Annotated in this window: 18 protein-coding genes; 12 read left to right on the top strand and 6 right to left on the bottom strand. The window is 58.0% G+C overall.

Going from position 1 to position 19527, the window contains the following annotated elements; all coding sequences use genetic code 11:
- Positions 1-64: 64 nt before the first annotated feature.
- Positions 65-763, top strand: a complete 699-nt coding sequence (gene cpxR, locus ENTHG_RS22320) for an envelope stress response regulator transcription factor CpxR (RefSeq protein WP_044185417.1) — start codon at positions 65-67, stop codon at positions 761-763.
- Entirely contained in the window at positions 760-2133 is a 1374-nt protein-coding gene (gene cpxA / locus ENTHG_RS22315) for an envelope stress sensor histidine kinase CpxA (RefSeq protein WP_044185414.1), read from the top strand. Before cpxR ends, cpxA begins: the two co-directional genes overlap by 4 nt.
- Here cpxA and yiiM read toward each other — a convergent pair whose 3' ends face one another.
- Complete coding sequence (gene yiiM / locus ENTHG_RS22310) at positions 2134-2841, bottom strand: 6-hydroxyaminopurine reductase (protein WP_044185410.1); 708 nt, start codon at positions 2839-2841, stop codon at positions 2134-2136.
- Between the two features lie 157 nt (positions 2842-2998).
- Here yiiM and ENTHG_RS22305 point away from each other — a divergent pair, with 157 nt between their 5' ends.
- The gene (locus tag ENTHG_RS22305; RefSeq protein WP_071825928.1) at positions 2999-3895 is read left to right on the top strand and encodes a dihydrodipicolinate synthase family protein; all 897 of its coding nucleotides are present in this window, start codon (positions 2999-3001) and stop codon (positions 3893-3895) included.
- A gap of 48 nt (positions 3896-3943) precedes the next feature.
- Here the strand turns inward: ENTHG_RS22305 and kdgT are convergent, their stop codons facing one another.
- From kdgT to rhaS (ENTHG_RS22285), 4 genes are all read right to left on the bottom strand, one after another.
- Positions 3944-4927, bottom strand: coding sequence for a 2-keto-3-deoxygluconate transporter (kdgT, locus tag ENTHG_RS22300; protein WP_044185562.1), 984 nt, complete (start codon positions 4925-4927; stop codon positions 3944-3946).
- 258 nt (positions 4928-5185) lie between these two features.
- Positions 5186-5806 (bottom strand): superoxide dismutase [Mn], encoded by a 621-nt coding sequence (gene sodA, locus ENTHG_RS22295; RefSeq protein WP_044185404.1) that lies wholly within the window; start codon positions 5804-5806, stop codon positions 5186-5188.
- Positions 5807-5993: 187 nt separating this feature from the next.
- The gene (gene rhaR, locus ENTHG_RS22290; protein WP_044185401.1) at positions 5994-6842 is read right to left on the bottom strand and encodes an HTH-type transcriptional activator RhaR; all 849 of its coding nucleotides are present in this window, start codon (positions 6840-6842) and stop codon (positions 5994-5996) included.
- A 226-nt stretch (positions 6843-7068) separates the two neighbouring features.
- Positions 7069-7905, bottom strand: a complete 837-nt coding sequence (gene rhaS, locus ENTHG_RS22285; protein WP_044185398.1) for an HTH-type transcriptional activator RhaS — start codon at positions 7903-7905, stop codon at positions 7069-7071.
- A gap of 304 nt (positions 7906-8209) precedes the next feature.
- Between rhaS (ENTHG_RS22285) and rhaB the strand changes: the two genes are divergently transcribed.
- The 9 genes from rhaB to rhaM all read left to right on the top strand — a co-directional run bounded on the left by rhaB (position 8210) and on the right by rhaM (position 18107).
- Positions 8210-9679, top strand: a complete 1470-nt coding sequence (rhaB, locus tag ENTHG_RS22280; protein ID WP_044185395.1) for a rhamnulokinase — start codon at positions 8210-8212, stop codon at positions 9677-9679.
- Positions 9676-10935, top strand: coding sequence for an L-rhamnose isomerase (locus ENTHG_RS22275; RefSeq protein ID WP_044185392.1), 1260 nt, complete (start codon positions 9676-9678; stop codon positions 10933-10935). Before rhaB ends, ENTHG_RS22275 begins: the two co-directional genes overlap by 4 nt.
- Positions 10936-11019: 84 nt before the next feature.
- The gene (rhaD, locus tag ENTHG_RS22270) at positions 11020-11850 is read left to right on the top strand and encodes a rhamnulose-1-phosphate aldolase (RefSeq protein WP_044185389.1); all 831 of its coding nucleotides are present in this window, start codon (positions 11020-11022) and stop codon (positions 11848-11850) included.
- Between the two features lie 88 nt (positions 11851-11938).
- Entirely contained in the window at positions 11939-12925 is a 987-nt protein-coding gene (gene rhaS, locus ENTHG_RS22265) for a rhamnose ABC transporter substrate-binding protein (RefSeq protein WP_044185386.1), read from the top strand.
- Between the two features lie 112 nt (positions 12926-13037).
- Positions 13038-14540, top strand: a complete 1503-nt coding sequence (locus ENTHG_RS22260; RefSeq protein ID WP_044185383.1) for a sugar ABC transporter ATP-binding protein — start codon at positions 13038-13040, stop codon at positions 14538-14540.
- Positions 14540-15544, top strand: coding sequence for an ABC transporter permease (locus tag ENTHG_RS22255; protein WP_044185380.1), 1005 nt, complete (start codon positions 14540-14542; stop codon positions 15542-15544). Before ENTHG_RS22260 ends, ENTHG_RS22255 begins: the two co-directional genes overlap by 1 nt.
- Positions 15541-16545 carry an ABC transporter permease gene (locus tag ENTHG_RS22250; RefSeq protein WP_044185376.1) on the top strand — a complete coding sequence of 335 codons (1005 nt, stop codon included), beginning with the start codon at positions 15541-15543 and terminating at the stop codon, positions 16543-16545. The genes ENTHG_RS22255 and ENTHG_RS22250 overlap by 4 nt, the downstream gene beginning before the upstream one ends.
- A 102-nt stretch (positions 16546-16647) precedes the next feature.
- Positions 16648-17796: a lactaldehyde reductase gene (gene fucO, locus ENTHG_RS22245; RefSeq protein WP_044185373.1), complete on the top strand. Its 1149-nt coding sequence runs from the start codon at positions 16648-16650 to the stop codon at positions 17794-17796.
- A complete protein-coding gene (rhaM, locus tag ENTHG_RS22240; RefSeq protein WP_044185370.1) occupies positions 17793-18107 on the top strand; it encodes an L-rhamnose mutarotase in 315 nt (104 codons plus the stop codon). The genes fucO and rhaM overlap by 4 nt, the downstream gene beginning before the upstream one ends.
- 138 nt (positions 18108-18245) lie before the next feature.
- On the opposite strand, the gene ENTHG_RS22235 is transcribed toward rhaM, so the two are convergent.
- On the bottom strand, positions 18246-19520 hold the full coding sequence (locus ENTHG_RS22235; protein WP_044185367.1) for an MFS transporter: 1275 nt from the start codon (positions 19518-19520) through the stop codon (positions 18246-18248).
- Positions 19521-19527 lie beyond the last annotated feature (7 nt).

Genomic DNA, 19527 nt, shown 5'->3' with positions numbered 1-19527 from the left:
CAACGTAAAGTCATGGATTAGCGACTCTTGATGACGTAATTTCTGCCTCGGAGGTATTTAAACAATGAATAAAATCCTTTTAGTAGATGATGACCGAGAGCTTACATCCCTGTTGAAAGAACTGCTCGACATGGAAGGTTTTAACGTGCTGGTCGCCCATGACGGGGAGCAGGCCCTCGCTCTGCTTGATGACAGCATCGATTTACTTTTACTTGATGTGATGATGCCGAAGAAAAACGGTATCGATACGCTTAAAGAATTACGCCAGACGCACCAGACCCCCGTTATTATGTTAACCGCGCGCGGCAGCGAACTGGATCGCGTGCTCGGCCTCGAACTCGGGGCGGATGACTATCTGCCGAAGCCCTTCAACGACCGCGAACTGGTGGCCCGCATTCGCGCCATTCTGCGCCGCTCGCACTGGAGCGAACAGCAGCAGAATAGCGATAACGGCTCGCCAACGCTGGAAGTGGACGCGCTCAGCCTCAATCCGGGCCGTCAGGAGGCGAGCTTTGACGGGCAGTCGCTGGAGCTCACCGGTACAGAATTTACCCTGCTCTATCTGCTGGCGCAGCATTTAGGCCAGGTGGTTTCCCGAGAACATCTTAGCCAGGAAGTGCTGGGTAAGCGCCTGACGCCGTTTGACCGCGCCATCGATATGCATATTTCCAACCTGCGCCGTAAATTGCCGGAGCGTAAAGACGGCCATCCGTGGTTTAAAACCTTACGTGGACGGGGCTATTTGATGGTGTCCGCTTCATGATAGGAAGCCTGACCGCCCGCATCTTCGCCATTTTCTGGTTAACGCTGGCTCTGGTGCTGATGCTGGTCTTAATGGTGCCCAAACTGGATTCACGCCAGATGACGGAGCTGCTTGATAGCGAGCAGCGTCAGGGCGTGATGATAGAGCAGCATGTAGAAGCCGAGCTGGCAAACGACCCGCCCAATGATTTGATGTGGTGGCGTCGGCTTTTTCGCGCCATTGATAAATGGGCGCCGCCGGGGCAGCGGCTGGTGCTGGTGACCAGCGAAGGGCGCGTTATTGGCGCTGAACGCAGTGAAATGCAGATCATCCGCAACTTTATTGGCCAGGCGGATAACTCCGACCACCCGCAGAAAAAGAAATATGGTCGGGTGGAGCTGGTAGGGCCGTTTTCCGTGCGCGATGGCGAGGATAATTATCAACTCTATCTTATTCGCCCCGCCAGCAACTCCCAGTCGGACTTTATCAACCTGCTGTTTGACCGGCCACTGCTGCTGTTGATCGTCACCATGCTTATCAGCTCTCCCCTATTGCTGTGGCTGGCATGGAGCCTGGCGAAACCGGCGCGCAAGCTGAAAAACGCGGCGGATGAAGTAGCCCAGGGCAACCTGCGCCAGCATCCGGAACTGGAGGCCGGGCCGCAGGAGTTTCTCGCCGCCGGGGCCAGCTTTAACCAGATGGTCACCGCGCTGGAAAGGATGATGACCACCCAGCAGCGCCTGCTTTCTGACATCTCCCACGAACTGCGCACGCCGTTAACGCGTTTACAGCTTGGCACCGCTCTGTTACGGCGCCGCAGCGGCGAGAGCAAAGAGCTGGAGCGGATTGAAACCGAAGCGCAGCGGCTGGACAGCATGATCAACGATCTGCTGGTGATGTCGCGTAACCAACAGAAGAACGCGCTGGTCAGCGAGACGGTAAAAGCCAATCAGTTATGGAATGAAGTGCTGGATAACGCCGCTTTCGAAGCGGAGCAGATGGGCAAATCGCTGACGGTGAATTTCCCGCCGGGGCCGTGGCCGCTGTATGGCAACCCCAGCGCTCTGGAGAGCGCGCTGGAAAACATCGTCCGTAACGCGCTGCGCTATTCGCACACGAAAATCGAAGTGAACTTCTCGGTCGATAAAGACGGCATCACCATCAACGTCGACGATGACGGCCCGGGCGTCAGCGCTGACGATCGTGAGCAAATTTTCCGCCCCTTCTATCGCACCGATGAGGCGCGCGATCGTGAATCCGGCGGCACCGGGTTGGGGCTGGCGATTGTCGAAACCGCTATCCAGCAGCACCGCGGCTGGGTAAAAGCCGATGATAGCCCGCTTGGCGGGCTACGCTTAACCCTCTGGCTGCCGTTATATAAACGCGCCTAGTTACTCCCCTGCTCGCTGGTCAGGAGCAGGGGTAGCGCTTCCCCATAACCGGCGCGCACTGTTCTCAATTTTGCCGCTGTCGCGCCGCTTTTGCATGGTTCTCATCCAGCTTACCGACAGCCCTGCCGCCGACATCAGCCGACGGTACTGATCGTCATCGAAGGGCATGTGCCAGGCGATGGCGGCGGCATCGAATACGCTTACGTCACTGTTGCGCGACGCCAGTTCAAGCGGCTCCGAGGCATTGACCTTTCCTCCGGCAATCACCCGATACAGCCAGCCGACTCGCCCGCTTGCCTGCATAATTTCCGCCATATTCGCCACCTGGAAATGGTAATTGAGCTTAAAGCAGGGAGAACGCGGCTGCGTGACCTGAATCAGCGTCTCGCCCCAGCGGAAGATATCGCCAATGAATACGTTTCTTTCGGTCAGCCCTTCGGTGGAGAGATTTTCACCAAAAGCGGGAGCATAAAACAGCCCGGCCTGCTCAGGCAGAACCTGCATCCAGTACGCGTAATGCTCGCGCGGATAGTGGCACAACGCGCGATCCGGGCCGCCGTGGATGACCTTTTCGGCCTGCTTATCCCCCGCCAGCCCCCGCTCGGTTAAGGTGAGTTCGCCTTCGACCTGTAATTTTGCAATCGCGCTGGGCCGACTGCCCGCGTACTCCTTCACGCCGCCTGTAAATACAATAACCGGATGACGCATCTTCCCTCCTGGCTAACTGGTTGACGCATTATTACATCACATTTTTTCACCACTTTTCGTACAAAAATGCGACCCCGGTGCACATGCTTCCCCCGGCGGCGTGCTATCACTGTAACTGATAAGTGAAACGGTATTTCATATCCGAGGAGAATATGACGTGAAGAATGAGAACCCATTTTATGGCGTCTGGTGCCCGTCAATTACGCCAATGACCACCGAAGGTAAAGTCGATTTAGAGGGGTTAAGCCAGCATCTTGCCCGCCTGACCGAAGCCAGAATTGATGTGGTGCTGCTGATGGGCAGCATTGGCGAGTTCGCCTCTTTTACCTTTGAAGAGCGGCTTGCCCTTATTCGCCAGGCGCGGGCGATGACGCCGCTGACGATGGTGGCGAATGTCTCCTCCACCTGCCTTGATGATGTGCTGAAAATGGCCGAAGAGGCCCGGCGCGCGCAATACGATGCGGTAATGGTTCTGCCCCCCTATTACTACGGGCAGACTCAGGCGCAGCTGCTGGCCTACTTTCGCAATCTGGGGCGACAGCTTGACGGCAAGTGGTTTGCCTATAATTTCCCCGCCCGCACCGGCTGTGACCTGACGCCAACGTTAATCGCCACCCTTGCCGCGGAATTTCCCCATTTTGCCGGTGTTAAAGACACCGTCGACTGCCAGTCGCACACGCGCGCTATGATTCTGGCGACGCAGGCGGTTCGTGACGATTTCGCGGTACTTTCCGGGTATGACGAATATTACATTCCTAATCTGCTGGCGGGCGGGGCGGGCGTAATCTCCGGGCTGAATAACGTTATGCCGGAGCTGTTTGTCAGCGCGCGCGACGCCTGGAAGCGCGGCGATCTGCCCGCCCTGCATCACGCCCAGCAGGAAATAGGCAAGTACATGTCCATCTACACCATCGGGGACGATTTTGTCACCACCATCAAAACGGTGGTATCGCGGAAGTTCGGCTATTGCAGCGCGGTGTCACGCAATGCCGGCGGCGCGTTGTCTGAGGCGCAGTGCAGGCAGGTTGATGAGATTTTTGGCGGCAGAAGCTAAAAAAAGGCCCGGCAGCGTGATATCTGCCGGGCCTTTTTTCTCAAGGGGTTACTTCACCGCATTGCGTAGCTGTTCCGTTACCGCCGCGCCTTTGACTTTGCGCGACCAGAGAGACGTTAAAATCGGCACCAGAATAGAGGTTACGATTACCGAGGTCGCTACCAGCGCGGTGGCCGCTGGCGCCATCGCTTTAAACTCCGGCACCATTTCGGCAATCAGCACCGGCGTGGCGACGGCGGCACCCGCTGAACTGGAGGCCGCGATCCCGGCCGTACCGTCGCCGCCGCCAATCAGCTTGTCGGCGATAATTAACGGAATACCGGTAATCACGATGACCGCAACGCCCAACAGAATTCCCAGCAGGCCGGTCTGGGCGATAACGCTCAGATCAATGGTGTTCCCCAGCGCGAAGGCGAAGAAAGGAATCAGGGTTTGTACCGCTTTGGTAAAGAACTCCCGCAGCTCCGGGTCAAGGTTGCCCAGCGCGAAACCAATCAGGAATGGCAGTACCGCACCGACAAAGACATGCGGCTCAAAGGAGGCAATCCCGGCAGTACCGAGGATAATCATCGTCATCAGCGGGCCGGATTCGAGGGACATCAGCACAAAAGCGCCCGCCTCCTCTTTGGTGCCGTACTGCTGCATGATGGAGGCGTACAGCCCGCCGTTGGTCATATCCATAGAGGCGACCAGCGCCAGCGTCGACAGCCCGGCGAAGAAACCCGCTTCTACGCCGTGGGCCGGAATAAGGCGTGACGTCACGGCGGCCACAATCCAGGCGACTGCGATTTTGGTGACGACCAGCGTGCCGGACTTACGCAGCACGGTGCCGGTGGCGCTGAGTTTAATAGAGGCGCCCATGCAGAAGAACCAGACGGCAAGGATTGGCACCGTCCCGGTGATCATGCCGTTAGTAAACGAGCCGAAATACTTTCCTGCGCCCGGCGAGAAGGTGTGGCACAGCGCACCGAGGAACAACGGGACCAGCATCATGCCGCCCGGGATTTTTTCAATTGCACGTTTGATTTGCATATCATCACCTGTAAAAAACACCGATTTTTTTTGCGCCATCGCGCCCTTTTACGGAGCGTTTCCAGCGCTGATGAAGAAATGTTAGAGCGTCATCACAGGCAGAAAAGTGATCTCGCGTGCAAAACAAAACATTATTTCATTTTTAATGGATCATTGTTTCTATCGATTTATGGCGTTTCTCCAGGATAAAAAAAGCCCCTGCCGAGGGCATCGGCAGGGGCTTGTCACAGCGCGCAGGCTCAGCGCGATAAAAAAGCCTTATTTTTTAGCAGCAAAGCGGGCAGCCGCTTCGTCCCAGTTGACCACGTTCCAGAACTCTTTGATGTAGTCCGGGCGACGGTTCTGGAATTTCAGGTAGTAAGCGTGTTCCCAGACATCCAGGCCGAGGATTGGGAAACCGGACGCGCCAGAAATGGCTTCGCCCATCAGCGGGGAGTCCTGGTTCGCGGTGGAAACAACCGCCAGTTTGTCACCCTGCAGTACCAGCCACGCCCAGCCGGAGCCGAAACGGGTTGCTGCTGCTTTCTCGAAATCTTCTTTGAATTTCTCAACGGAACCGAAGTCACGCTCGATAGCCGCTTTCAGGTCGCCCTGCAGCGTGGTGCCTTTTTTCAGGCCTTTCCAGAACAGGCTGTGGTTAGCGTGGCCGCCCGCGTTGTTGCGCAGCACGGTCTTTTTATCCGCCGGTACCTGATCCAGTTTGGTAATCAGCTCTTCAACCGGCAGGTTAGCCAGTTCCGGCAGGCTTTCCAGCGCCGCGTTAGCGTTGTTAACGTAGGTCTGGTGATGTTTGGTGTGATGGATTTCCATCGTCTGCTTGTCGAAATGAGGTTCGAGGGCATCATACGCATACGGCAAGGACGGCAGTGTATAGCTCATAGTTATCTCCATTATTGTCGGGCGGCTGATTTGTTAACGCCGCGTAAGCAGTTGGTTCATTATAGTTAGTTAAATGATATTGAAAATGTTTATCAATGCCGTAGTGTTAGTGTGGTTATAACATTATGTTATGACGAGGGCGGACACAGGTATAAGGGAGACGGGCTGACCGTGATTTTGCCAGCGGCTACGCCGCTTCATTCCGCCGCTGCCGCCACTGGCTTGGCGTCATGCCGGTTTCGCGGGTAAACACCACTGAAAAGTAGTTGCTGTCTTCGAAGCCGCAGCGCATGGCGACCTCGCCGATCATCAAATCGGAATGCTGCAGCAGATACTGGGCATGGCAGATCCGCAGCTGACGCAGATAGTTGTTGATGGTCATCCCGGTCTGGGTGCGAAACTGCTGGCGCAGCGTTCTTTCGCTGCACTGTTCCTGTTCGCAAAATCGCTCCAGGATGAACGCGCGGTTCAGGCTGCCGGACAGCGCGGTAATCAGCTTATCCAGCAGCGCTTCGCTGTGGGTAGCGGCCTGGTTATCGGCCGTAAAGCGGTGGCGATGCAGGGTCATCACCAACTGGGCGAATAGCGCCTCGGCCATGCTGTTCGCCAGTGCGTCTGTTTTGGCGCTCTCCTGCTCCAGCTGGGTGATCACCTGCCTGGCCTGCGTCATACCCGTACTGCCCAGCCGCCAGTGCGGCGTGCGGTCAACATCATTCAGGCCGGGGATATGCGCTGCCCAGTCAAGGTTCAGAGTCAACCGGTCCGGGCAGTAGATAATATTTTGCAGCACCAGGTCATTAACCGACGCGTAAGAGTGTTTATCCTCGGCGCGAATGTAGAACAGATCGCCGCGGGTGATGCGATACGGTCTGTCGTTGAAGATATGCAGGCCGTTGCCGCGCCAGACCAGCACCAGTTCATAAAACTCATGGGTATGTTCAGCAAACACGTTCTGCGGGTAGCGATCCGCCACCGCCACCGCCTGCCCTTGGCGGGGGAAAAAATCCGCTTTACGAAGTATTAACTGGTTACCCACCGCATCACCTCAGCCGAAACTTAAAGATTTTTGACAAGTCACCCTGAGTTTATAAAACGGCGTAGTCCGGGTAAGCGCCAGCGCACCCGGTGTTTTCCCGAATGCGGCTTCGCCTTATCCGGGCTACCTTCATATTGACGTTTTTTCCGTGTTCCAGGATTTGGCCACAACTTCATAGTATTAGCGGATTTTTGCGGATAAATCGGTGACAGCCTTCTCGTTACTGCTATTGCAGCTGCACGTCGCGTCCCTGGCGGATATCGCGGGGCGACCAGTTAAACTCTCGACGAAAAAGGGTTGAAAAGTGATTACTGTCGCCGAAACCGCAGCGAAATGCGATGTCGGTAACGCTGTCGTCGCTATGGCGCAGCATATGACGCGCTTTGATCAGGCGCAGGCGGTTCAGGTAACGCTGGGGCGTCAGCCCGGTGTACTGCTTAAGCTGGCGATGCAGCGTCCGCAGCGACAGCGCGAACCTGTCCGCCAGCGACTCCCAGCAGATCTCTTCGGCGAAATGGTCTTCAAGCCATGAAATAAGCTGATTCAGGCGGGCGTCGTTACTGAGCGCCCCCTCCTGCTGGCTGCTTTTACGCAGCAGCACCAGCAGCTGCATAAAAAGGATCTCCCGGTTCGCCGCCGTTGCCATGTCCATCCCGTCCCCCACCGTCTCCATCTGGCCGATGATCTGGCGAACCTGCTGCAATACGCACTGATTGACCCGCCAGTGAGAGGGGTAATGTCCGTCCTGCTCCTGCGGCAGCAGCTGGTTCAGACCGGCGAGGAAGGTAAACGCATCCGGTGAACGATAGAGCACATTAGTAAGACAGAGGTTATCGGTATGTTCATAAAGGTGCCGATCGTGGTCGCGCACAAAGCAAACGGTGCCGCCGCTAATGGTGTAGGACTGGCCGTTGAAAACATGAATGCCGGTGCCGTGCTCCACTATCACAATCTCATGAAAATCATGGTGATGTTCCGGAAAGGCCGACTGCGGCAGACGCGGTTCGATAGCGACCGGCGTGATGCCGGAAGGGAAAAAATCCACGCTGTGTAATACGGTCATAATGACGCCCATCCACTAATGAGAAATGTTCTCAAAATAGTAAATAAGGGCGGCGAATCGCACCTTGAATTTTTGACCGCAAAACGGGCAAAGGCTGTCAGTTTTTCAAGAAACGGCTGGAAAGATCCGGAAATGCGGCCTGTATCACATCGGCAAAATTAGCTCTCTTTCCCTGAAACTGTGAACTCCCTCACTGTCATCTTTGCTTTCTTGCCAGTCCACCCTGGCGACTGTCATTGGCAAAAAGGTTAACGCGGCCTCCTTTTTTTAGACTGGGCGCAATGACTCTTTTAAGGACCCGATCATGACATTTCGCCATTGTGTCGCCGTCGATTTAGGCGCATCCAGCGGACGCGTGATGCTGGCGCGTTACGCGACGGAGCAGCGGACCATAACGCTCAGTGAAGTGCACCGTTTCGCTAACTGCCTGCAAAAACAGGATGGCTTCACCTGCTGGGATATCGACACGCTGGAACAGGAGATCCGCCAGGGCCTGGCAAAAGCCTGTGAATCGGGCGTGACTATCGACAGCATCGGCATCGACACCTGGGGCGTGGACTTTGTGCTGATCGACCAGAACGGCCAGCGTGTCGGCCTGCCCGTCTCTTACCGGGACAGCCGCACCGACGGCATTATGGCTGACGCGCTGGCGCAGCTGGGAAAGGCGGATATTTACCGCCGCAGCGGTATTCAGTTTTTACCGTTCAACACCCTCTACCAGCTTCGCGCGCTGGCGCAGCAGCAGCCGGAAGTCGTGGCCTCCGCTGCCCATGCGCTGCTGATCCCTGACTATTTCAGCTTCCGCCTGACCGGCAACCTCAACTGGGAATACACCAACGCCACCACCACGCAGATGGTCAATATCGACAGCGATAACTGGGATGCAACCCTGCTCGACTGGGCGGGCGTTCCGGCGTCCTGGCTGGGTACGCCAACCCATCCGGGGAATGTGATCGGCCACTGGCAGAGCCCGCAGGGAAGCGCGATTCCGGTTGTCGCCGTCGCCAGCCATGACACCGCCAGCGCGGTGATCGCCTCGCCGCTGAAAGAGGCCAACGCCGCTTACCTCTCTTCCGGCACCTGGTCGCTGATGGGCTTTGAGAGCACCACCCCCTATACCGGCAATGAGGCGCTGGCCGCCAATATCACCAATGAGGGTGGCGCGGAAGGGCGCTACCGCGTGCTGAAAAACATTATGGGGCTGTGGCTGCTCCAGCGGGTGTTGAAAGAGCGCAACGTCGCCGACCTGCCCGCGCTGATCGCCGCCGCGGGCGCGCTCCCGGCCTGCCGTTTCGTCATCAATCCGAACGATGAACGCTTTATTAACCCCGACCACATGGCCGCAGAGATCCAGGCGGCCTGCCGCGAAAGCGGTCAGCCGGTGCCGCAAAGCGATGCCGAACTGGCGCGCTGCATCTTCGACAGCCTGGCGCTGCTCTACGCCGACATTCTCGGCGAACTGGCCCGGCTTCGCGGTAAGCCCTTTAGCCAGCTGCATATCGTGGGCGGCGGCTGCCAGAACCAGCTTTTAAACCAGCTCTGCGCCGATGCCTGCGGCCTGCCGGTGGTAGCAGGCCCGATTGAAGCCTCGACCCTCGGCAATATCGGCGTGCAGCTTATGACGCTGAATGAACTCAGCAATGTTGACCATTTCCGTGACGTGGTGAGCGCCAGCTACGGGCTCACCACGTTTACACCTCATCCTGACAACGAAATTGCCCGCTACGTCGTGCGGTTTCAGCAAAAACGACCGACCAAGGAGCTTTGCGCATGACCACTCAACTTGAACAAGCCTGGGAACTCGCCAGACAGCGTTTCGCCGCTGTGGGTATTGATGTCGAGGAGGCGCTGCGCCAGCTCGATCGTCTGCCGGTATCAATGCACTGCTGGCAGGGCGATGATGTCGCCGGTTTCGAAAACCCGGAAGGCAGCCTGACAGGCGGTATTCAGGCCACCGGCAACTATCCCGGCAAAGCGCGTAACGCGCAGGAGCTGCGTGCCGACATCGAGCAGGCGCTGAGCCTGATCCCCGGCCCGAAACGGGTGAACCTGCATGCGATTTACCACGAAGCAGGCGAGACGGTTAGCCGCGACGCCATCAAACCGGAACACTTCAAAAACTGGGTTGAGTGGGCGAAAGCCAACGATTTGGGACTGGACTTTAACCCCTCCTGCTTTTCACACCCGCTCAGCGCCGACGGTTTTACCCTGTCGCACGCCAGTGATGAAATTCGCCAGTTCTGGATCGATCACGTCAAAGCCAGCCGTCGCGTCTCGGCTTATTTTGGCGAACAGCTGGGCACCCCGTCCGTCATGAACATCTGGGTGCCGGACGGTATGAAAGATGTGACCGTTGACCGCCTGGCGCCGCGCCAGCGCCTGATGGAAGCGCTGGATGAAGCGCTGAGCGAGAAATTCGACCTGGCGCACCATATTGACGCTGTTGAAAGCAAACTGTTCGGCATCGGCGCGGAGAGCTACACCGTGGGTTCCAATGAGTTCTACATGGGGTACGCCACCAGCCGCCAGACCGCGCTGTGCCTGGACGCCGGTCACTTCCACCCGACTGAGGTGATCTCCGACAAAATCTCCGCCGCCATGCTCTATGTGCCGCGTCTGCTGCTGCACGTCAGCCGCCCGGTGCGCTGGGACAGCGACCATGTGGTGCTGCTGGACGACGAAACGCAGGCCATCGCCAGTGAAATCGTGCGCCACAAGCTGTTTGACCGCGTGCATATCGGACTGGACTTCTTCGACGCCTCCATTAACCGCATCGCGGCGTGGGTTATCGGCACCCGCAATATGAAAAAAGCGCTGCTGCGCGCCCTGCTGGAGCCGGTAGAGCAGCTGCGCCAGCTGGAAGCCGACGGCGATTACACCGCCCGCCTGGCGCTGCTGGAAGAGCAAAAATCTCTGCCGTGGCAGGCGGTATGGGAGATGTATTGCCTGCGTCACGACGCCCCGGCGGGTAGCCAGTGGCTGGAGAGCGTGCGGGCCTATGAGAAAGACGTGTTGAGTCAGCGCGGGTGATTCACGCAAACCATCCCCTCGCCCCTGTGGGGAGAGGGTTAGGGTGAGGGCTAAACCTCACCGCGATAACTGGAAATGAAAACTATGCAGAACATTATTAACGCCTGGTTCGTCCAGGGCATGATCAAAGCCACCAGCGACGCCTGGCTGAAAGGGTGGGATGAGCGTAACGGCGGCAACCTGACGCTGCGGCTGGATGAGGCGGACATCGCCCCGTTCACCGGGGAATTTCACGCCGAGCCGCGCTATATCGCCCTGAGCGAACCGATGCCCCTACTGGCTAACACGCCGTTTATCGTCACCGGTTCCGGTAAATTCTTCCGTAACGTTCAGCTCGACCCGCAGGCCAACCTCGGGGTGGTAAAAGTGGACAGCGACGGCGCGGGCTATCACATTCTGTGGGGGCTGACGAACGAAGCGGTGCCCACCTCGGAACTGCCGGCGCACTTCCGCTCACACTGTGAACGCATCAAAGCCACCGACGGCAAAGATCGTGTCATTATGCACTGCCACGCCACCAACCTGATCGCCCTGACCTACGTGCTGGAAAACACCACCGACCTCATTACCCGCAAACTGTGGGAAGGCAGCACCGAGTGCCTGGTGGTCTTCCCGGACGGCGTCGGCATTCTGCCGTGGATGGTGCCGGGCACGGACGAAATCGGCAAGGCCACCGCCCAGGAGATGAGCAAACATTCGCTGGTGCTGTGGCCGTTCCACGGCGTCTTCGGCAGCGGCCCGACGCTGGATGAAGCCTTTGGCCTGATCGACACCGCCGAGAAATCCGCCGAAGTGCTGGTAAAAGTCTATTCCATGGGCGGTATGAAGCAGACCATCACCCGTGAAGAGCTGATTGCGCTGGGCAAACGCTTTGGCGTAACCCCGCTGGCAAGCGCATTAGAGCTGTACCAATAAGAACATCCAATAACCCCTTCGGGCAACGATCCGAAGGGGAAACTCTGTTACCTGTGCAGTAAAACTCTAACTCAGTGGAGTACAAGCAATGAAAATAAAGACAAGCTTAATCCTCACCGTTGCCGCTCTGGCGCTGTCCGGTTCCGCTTTAGCAGAAGTCAAAATCGCCCTGGTGGCAAAATCATTAGGAAATGGTTTTTTTGAAGCAGCAAACACCGGCGCGCAGGAGGCCGCCAAAGAGTTAGGCGATGTGAAAGTGATTTATACCGGCCCCACGACCACCACCGCAGAAGCGCAGATCGAAGTGCTCAACGGCCTGATCGCTCAGGGCGTTGATGCGATCGCCATTTCGGCGAACGATCCGGATGCCGTGGTGCCGGTGCTGAAAAAAGCGATGCAGCGCGGTATTAAGGTGGTCTCCTGGGATTCCGGCGTGGCGAAAGCGGGCCGTCAGATCCACCTGAACCCGTCTAACAACGCCCTGATCGGTGAGACCAACGTTAAGCTTGCCGCCGATGCCCTGAAAGCGCTGAATGTGGAGAAAGGCGACGTGGCGGTTCTTAGCGCCACCCCCACCTCCACCAACCAGAATATCTGGATTGAAGAGATGAAGAAGGTGCTGCCGAAGTACCCTTCCGTCAATCTGGTGACCGTGGCCTACGGCGACGATCTTTCTGACAAGAGCTACCGTGAAGCGGTAGGTCTGCTGAAATCTTATCCGGATCTGAAAGTGATTGTCTCGCCGTCATCGGTGGGCATCGTGGCGGCCGCGCAGGCGGTGAAGGACCAGGGCAAAATCGGCAAAGTGTACGTTACGGGCCTCGGCCTGCCGTCTGAAATGGCGGGGGCGGTGAAGTCCGGCGCGACGAAGAGCTTCGCCATCTGGAACCCGATCGACCTGGGCTATGCCGCCACCTATCTGGCGGACGATCTGGTGAAAGGAACGGCAACCAAATCCGAAGCCAATATGGGCAAACTCGGCAAGGTAAAACTGGATGCTGACGGCAACGGCGCAATGGCCGAGCCGTTCGTCTACGATGCCAGCAATATTGATAAGTTCTCGAAAATTTTCTGATCCCTTCTCCCTCACCCAACCCTCTGCGCAATGCTGCCAGAGAGCGCTGAACAGTTCCCTCGCCCCTTTGGGGAGAGGGTTAGGGTGAGGGGTGATTTTACGGAGAACTATCATGACGCCACTGCTTCAACTCAAGGGCATCACCAAGGTCTTTCCTGGCGTACGCGCCCTTGAAAATGTACAGCTCGATCTCTGGCCCGGCAAAGTCACCGCGCTTATCGGTGAAAACGGCGCGGGTAAATCCACTCTGGTCAAAGTGATGACCGGTATTTACCAGCCTGAAGAGGGAGAAATCCTCTATAAAGCGATTCCCATTCAGCTTCCGACGCCGGAATCGGCGCATAAGGTGGGGATTACCGCTATCCATCAGGAGACGGTGCTGTTCGACGAACTCTCGGTCACCGAAAATATTTTCGTCGGCCAGTACCTCTATAAAGGGCTGCTGAAAAAGCTCGACTGGCCCGCAATGCACCAGAAAGCGCGGGATATCCTTACCCGCCTTGAGGTGCAAATTGACCCGCGCGCCACGCTGAAAACCCTCAGCATCGCCCAGCGCCATATGGTGGCTATCGCCCGTGCGCTCTCGTTTGACGCGCAGGTGGTTATCCTCGATGAGCCCACTGCCGCTCTCTCCCAGCATGAAATTCTGGAGTTTTATCAGATCGTTGAGCGCCTGAAACAGGAAGGCAAAGCCATCCTGTTTATCTCGCACAAGTTTGATGAAATCTTCGAACTGGCGGACTACTACACCATTCTGCGCGACGGCGTTTTTGTCGGCTCCGGCGCAATGCAGGAGATCACCGAAGAACGCATGGTGGCGATGATGGTGGGCCGCGCCATTACCCAGACCTACCCGAAAGTCGCCTGCGAACAGGGCGAGACGGTGCTGGAGGTAAAAGACCTCTGCCATCCTACCGAGTTCGCCCATATCAATTTCTCCCTGCGTAAGGGGGAGATCCTGGGCTTTTATGGCCTGGTCGGCGCCGGGCGCACCGAGCTCATGCATGCGCTCTCCGGCGTCTCCCGCCCCTCCTCCGGCGACATCATCCTCAACGGTAAAGCGGTGCGCTTCCGCCAGCCAGCGGACGCCATTCAGGCCGGGATCGTCTGCGTGCCGGAAGAGCGGCAGAAACAGGGCGCGATTATCGAGCTGCCGATTGCTCAGAACATCAGTCTGCCGCAGCTCAGCAAGCTCAACCCTAACGGCGTGCTGAATGACGCCAAAGAGTGGGCGCTGGCGGATGAGTACGCCAGCCGACTGCAGGTAAAAGCCTTTAGCTGGCGACAGGCGGTAGAGACCCTCTCCGGCGGCAACCAGCAAAAAGTGGTGATCGGTAAATGGCTCGCCACCCACCCTGACGTCATCATCCTGGATGAACCGACCAAGGGTATCGATATCGGTTCGAAAGCGGCGGTGCATCAGTTTATGTCGGAGCTGGTGGCGCAGGGGCTGGCGGTGATTATGGTCTCCTCGGAACTGCCGGAAGTGATGGGCATGGCAGACCGCATCATCGTCATGCATGAAGGGCTGATGGTGGCTGAATATCGGGCCGGCGAAGCCACAGCGGAAACGATCGTCAGCGCCGCCAGCGGCGCTGGCAAGGAGGCGGCATAATGTGGCAGCTACTGCTGAAAAATCGTGAAGCCCTGCTGGGCGGGGTCATCGTGCTGATGGTGCTCGCTATCGGCAGCCGCGTGCCGTCATTTATCGGCCCCGGCAATCTGGTGGAGATGTTCAACGACACCGCCATTCTTATCATCCTGGCGCTCGGGCAGATGATGGTACTGCTGACCAAAGGCATCGACCTGTCGATGGCGGCCAACCTGGCCCTTACCGGCATGATCGTCGCCCTGCTTAACTTCCACTATCCCGCCATTCCGGTATGGGCGCTGCTGATGCTGGCGACCGCGCTCGGGCTGGTGATGGGCGTAATCAACGGCCTGTTGGTGTGGAAGATGGGTATTCCGGCGATTGTGGTAACCCTCGGCACCATGAGCATCTACCGCGGCATTATCTTCCTGCTTTCGGATGGCGGCTGGATCAACTCCCACCAGATGAGCGCCGATTTTCTCGGCCTGCCGCGCGCCTCGCTGCTGGGGCTACCGCTGCTGAGCTGGTGCGCTATCGCCGCGCTGCTGCTGGTGGGCTACTTCCTGCGCTACAGCCGCACGGGCCGCGCCCTCTATACGGCGGGCGGCAACGCCACGGCGGCCTACTACACCGGTATCAATGCCGGGAAGATGCAGTTCGTCAGCTTCTGCCTCTCCGGCGCGCTGGCGGGGTTCTGCGGCTATCTGTGGATCTCACGCTTCGCCGTGGCCTACGTCGACGTGGCTAACGGCTTCGAGCTGCAGGTGGTGGCAGCCTGCGTGATTGGCGGCATCAGCACCATGGGCGGAACAGGCCGGGTGCTGGGGTGCCTGCTGGGCGCGCTGTTCCTTGGCGTTATCAACAATGCGCTGCCGGTGATTGGCGTCTCCCCCTTCTGGCAGATGGCCATTTCCGGCTCGGTGATTGTGATTGCGGTGCTGCTCAATGAGCGCGGCAATAAACGCAAAGGGCGGCTGATTCTGCGCGACGCGGCGCTGGCCCGACAAAAACAGGCGGTGAAATCATGAGTAAAGTTATGACGTCTGATGAGATGAAAAGCGCCCCGGTACGCACCGCGTTCTGGCAGCGCCTGCTGTGCTGGGAAGGTTTTTTACTGGCGGTGACGGTGGCGGTGTTTATCGCCAACGCGCTGGCCTCACCCTACTTCCTCAATATCTGGAACCTGTCGGATGCCACCTTCAACTTCACCGAGAAGGCGATCATCGTGCTGCCGATGGCGATGCTGATTATCGCCCGGGAGATCGATCTCTCCGTGGCGTCAACCATCGCCCTTAGCTCAACGGTGATGGGCTTTTGCGCCGCCGCCGGGGTGGATACCCCGCTGCTGGTCTGCGTGGGGCTTGGCGTGGGGCTGCTGTGCGGGTTGTTCAACGGTATTCTGGTGACCCGGTTTAACCTCTCGTCGATTGTGATCACTATCGGCACCATGAGCCTGTATCGCGGCATTACCTACATTCTGCTGGGCGACCAGGCGCTGAACGCCTACCCGGAGAGCTTCGCCTGGTTCGGGCAGGGCTATGTCTTCGGCGCGCTGTCCTTTGAGTTCGCGCTGTTTATTGTGCTGGCCATCGTCTTCGCTTTCGTTCTGCACCGCACCAACTTTGGCCGCCGTACTTACGCCATCGGCAATAACCCGACCGGCGCCTGGTATTCAGGCATCAATGTGAAGCGTCACAACCTGCTGCTGTTCGCGCTGGTGGGGCTGATGGCAGGGCTGGCTTCGGTGCTGCTCACCTCACGGCTTGGCAGTACGCGCCCGACCATCGCGCTGGGCTGGGAGCTGTCGGTGGTGACGATGGCGGTACTGGGCGGCGTCAATATCCTTGGCGGCTCCGGCAGTATGGTGGGCGTGGTGATTGCCGCCTTCCTGATGGGGCTGGTGACCTTTGGCCTGAGCCTGCTCAACGTGCCGGGCATCGTGATGTCAATTATTGTCGGCGTGATGCTGATCGTAGTGATTTCACTGCCGATTTTATACCGTCGTGTTATGCAACGCAGGCGCATTTAATTTCCCCCTCACCCTAACGTGGCCTTTCACCCTCTCCCCTTTGGGGAGAGGGCCGGGGTGAGGGGAACAGGATTTCCCAAAATCAATGTTATGGAGAATATTATGAGCTTTATGTTGGCACTTCCCAAAATCAGCCTCCACGGCGCGGGCGCAATCGGCGATATGGTAAATCTGGTCGCTGGCAAGCAGTGGGGCAAAGCGCTGATCGTCACCGACGGCCAGCTGGTCAAACTTGGCCTGCTGGATAGTCTGTTCGCCGCGCTTGATGCGCACCAGATGTCGTATCACCTGTTTGATGACGTGTTCCCAAACCCCACCGAAGAGCTGGTGCAAAAAGGCTACGCGGCCTATCAGCAGGCGAACTGCGATTACATTATCGCCTTCGGCGGCGGCAGCCCGATCGACACCGCGAAAGCAGTAAAAATTCTAACTGCTAACCCCGGCCCCTCCACCGCCTATTCCGGCGTAGGTAAAGTGAAAACCCCCGGCGTGCCGCTTGTCGCCATCAACACGACCGCCGGTACTGCCGCTGAGATGACCAGCAACGCGGTCATTATCGACACCGCCCGTCAGGTAAAAGAGGTGATTATCGACCCGAATATCATCCCGGATATTGCCGTGGACGATGCCAGCGTGATGCTGGAGATCCCCGCCACTGTCACCGCCGCGACCGGGATGGACGCGCTGACCCACGCCGTGGAAGCGTATGTCTCAATTGGCGCGCATCCGCTGACCGACGCCAACGCACTGGAAGCGATCCGCCTGATTAACCTCTGGCTGCCGAAGGCGGTGGACGACGGGCACGATATCGAAGCGCGCGAGCAGATGGCCTACGGCCAGTATCTGGCAGGCATGGCCTTTAACAGCGCCGGTCTGGGTCTGGTGCACGCGCTGGCCCACCAGCCAGGAGCAACCCACAACCTTCCGCACGGCGTCTGCAACGCCATCCTGCTGCCGATCATCGAAAACTTTAACCGCCCCAACGCAGTGGCGCGTTTTGCCCGCGTGGCGCAGGCGATGGGTGTCGATACCCGTGGCATGAGCGATGAAGCGGCGAGCATGTGCGCAATTCAGGCAATCCGCGACCTGAGCGCCCGCGTGGGGATTCCCTCCGGCTTTAGCAAGCTGGGCGTCACCAAAGAAGATATTGAAGGCTGGCTCGACAAAGCGCTGGCGGACCCGTGCGCGCCGTGCAACCCGCGTACCGCCAGCCGTGATGAAGTGCGCGAGCTCTATCTGGAGGCATTATGATCCGGAAGGCCTTTGTGATGCAGGTTAACCCCGATGCGCACGAAGAGTACCAACGTCGTCATAATCCCATCTGGCCGGAGCTGGAAGCCGTGCTAAAAGCGCATGGCGCGCACCACTACGCCATTTACCTCGATGACGCGCGCAACCTGCTGTTCGCCACCGTGGAGATCGAGTCGGAAGAGCGCTGGAACGCAGTGGCCAACACCGATGTCTGCCAGCGCTGGTGGAAACACATGCGCGACGTGATGCCCGCCAACCCCGACAACAGCCCGGTAAGCGCAGAGCTTAAAGAGGTTTTTTACCTGGCGTAGCATGGCGTGATAGCGTCGTAGCCCGGATAAGGCGTCTTTACGCCGCATCCGGGAATCCCGGGTGCGCTGACGCTTACCCGGGCTACGATCATAAAAAAGCCCGGCGCTGATGCATCGGGCTCGTCTAAAACAGCGTTGTTAGCGAATCGGTTTACGCACAAAGAAACCGTAGCAGCAGGCTCCCATAAAGAGCAGACAACCGCCCAGAATAAAGACGTTGGTGAAGTGCCCGGTGGCATCAAGAATGATGCCCGTTACGATCGGTGCCAGCGCCGCTCCGAGGAAGCCGCCAAAGTTCTGAATAGCTCCCAGTGAAGCCACCTGCTCTTTCGGTGCCATATCGGTCGCCAGCGTCCAGATAACACCGGAAGGCATCTGGGAGCAGAAGTAGCCCAGCGTCAGCAGGATAATGGCCGTCGTGGTATCGCTGACAAACGGAATTGGCATCACAAAACAGGCCGCCAGTCCGGCACCGAGAACGATAGGCACCTTACGCGCCGTTACCGCAGAGACGCCTTTGCGCACCAGACGGTCTGAGAGCGTGCCGCCGCACAATACCCCCAGAATCCCCGCAAAGAACGGAACCGAGGCGATTAAGCCGGTCTGTTTCAGGCTAAAACCGAGGGACTGCTCCAGATATCCCGGCAGCCAGGTCAGGTAAACCCAGATGGTAAACATGATGCAGAAGTTGCCGGCAATCATGAACCAGGTTGTTTTGCTGCGAAATAAAGTGCCCCAGTTGCCTTTCTCCTGCGCTGACGCGGCGGATGTTACCTGGCCGGTATGGATCAGCATCGCCTCACGGGCATCCGGGTCGCGGTAAAATTTCAGCCACGCCAGCATTAACGGCAAGCCCAGCAGACCTACCGCAATAAACATCCCGCGCCAGCCGATCCACAGCAGCAGAATAGTCAGCAGCGGCGGCGCAATGGCATTGGCAATTTGCGACCCGGTGTTAATTATCGAGGTGGGCAAGCCGCGCTCTTTTTCCGAGAACCAGCTCTGAGTGATTTTTATGCCCGAGGTGAAAAACGGCGATTCCGCCACGCCCAGCAGCATACGCAGCCCATAAAAGAAGCTGTAACTGTTGACGAAGCCCATCAGGAAGGTCACCGCTGACCACATCCCCAGCGCGCCGGTGAACATCTTTTTCGGGCCGAAGCGGTCAACCAGCCAGCCTGCGGGCAGGTTCGCCAGCGCATAGGGCCACAGAAATGCCGAAAGCAGCAGCCCCATCTGGGTGGCGGAGAAACCGAACTCCTTCGCGATTGTCGTGTTGGCGATACTGAGGTTGGCGCGGTCAAGGTAGTTAACCACCGCCGCCAGCAGCAGAATCAGGATAATGCCCCAGCGACGGCGCGACAGCTCAGGTGCCTTAACAGCCGATGCAGTAGAAGCGTGTACGGTGCTCATAAGGTTC

It is taken from the genome of Phytobacter massiliensis JC163, from assembly GCF_000321045.1.
Taxonomy (GTDB): domain Bacteria; phylum Pseudomonadota; class Gammaproteobacteria; order Enterobacterales; family Enterobacteriaceae; genus Phytobacter_A; species Phytobacter_A massiliensis.
This window is presented reverse-complemented; position numbering and strand designations above follow the sequence as displayed.

Excerpts from the sequence above, each read along its gene's own strand:
- cpxR (WP_044185417.1), top strand. The coding sequence starts at position 65 with ATGAATAAAATCCTTTTAGTAGATGATGACCGAGAGCTTACATCCCTG.
- cpxA (WP_044185414.1), top strand. The coding sequence starts at position 760 with ATGATAGGAAGCCTGACCGCCCGCATCTTCGCCATTTTCTGGTTAACG.
- yiiM (WP_044185410.1), bottom strand. The coding sequence starts at position 2,841 with ATGCGTCATCCGGTTATTGTATTTACAGGCGGCGTGAAGGAGTACGCG.
- kdgT (WP_044185562.1), bottom strand. The coding sequence starts at position 4,927 with ATGCAAATCAAACGTGCAATTGAAAAAATCCCGGGCGGCATGATGCTG.
- sodA (WP_044185404.1), bottom strand. The coding sequence starts at position 5,806 with ATGAGCTATACACTGCCGTCCTTGCCGTATGCGTATGATGCCCTCGAA.
- rhaS (WP_044185398.1), bottom strand. The coding sequence starts at position 7,905 with ATGACCGTATTACACAGCGTGGATTTTTTCCCTTCCGGCATCACGCCG.
- rhaB (WP_044185395.1), top strand. The coding sequence starts at position 8,210 with ATGACATTTCGCCATTGTGTCGCCGTCGATTTAGGCGCATCCAGCGGA.
- ENTHG_RS22275 (WP_044185392.1), top strand. The coding sequence starts at position 9,676 with ATGACCACTCAACTTGAACAAGCCTGGGAACTCGCCAGACAGCGTTTC.
- rhaD (WP_044185389.1), top strand. The coding sequence starts at position 11,020 with ATGCAGAACATTATTAACGCCTGGTTCGTCCAGGGCATGATCAAAGCC.
- rhaS (WP_044185386.1), top strand. The coding sequence starts at position 11,939 with ATGAAAATAAAGACAAGCTTAATCCTCACCGTTGCCGCTCTGGCGCTG.
- ENTHG_RS22260 (WP_044185383.1), top strand. The coding sequence starts at position 13,038 with ATGACGCCACTGCTTCAACTCAAGGGCATCACCAAGGTCTTTCCTGGC.
- ENTHG_RS22255 (WP_044185380.1), top strand. The coding sequence starts at position 14,540 with ATGTGGCAGCTACTGCTGAAAAATCGTGAAGCCCTGCTGGGCGGGGTC.
- ENTHG_RS22250 (WP_044185376.1), top strand. The coding sequence starts at position 15,541 with ATGAGTAAAGTTATGACGTCTGATGAGATGAAAAGCGCCCCGGTACGC.
- fucO (WP_044185373.1), top strand. The coding sequence starts at position 16,648 with ATGAGCTTTATGTTGGCACTTCCCAAAATCAGCCTCCACGGCGCGGGC.
- rhaM (WP_044185370.1), top strand. The coding sequence starts at position 17,793 with ATGATCCGGAAGGCCTTTGTGATGCAGGTTAACCCCGATGCGCACGAA.
- ENTHG_RS22235 (WP_044185367.1), bottom strand. The coding sequence starts at position 19,520 with ATGAGCACCGTACACGCTTCTACTGCATCGGCTGTTAAGGCACCTGAG.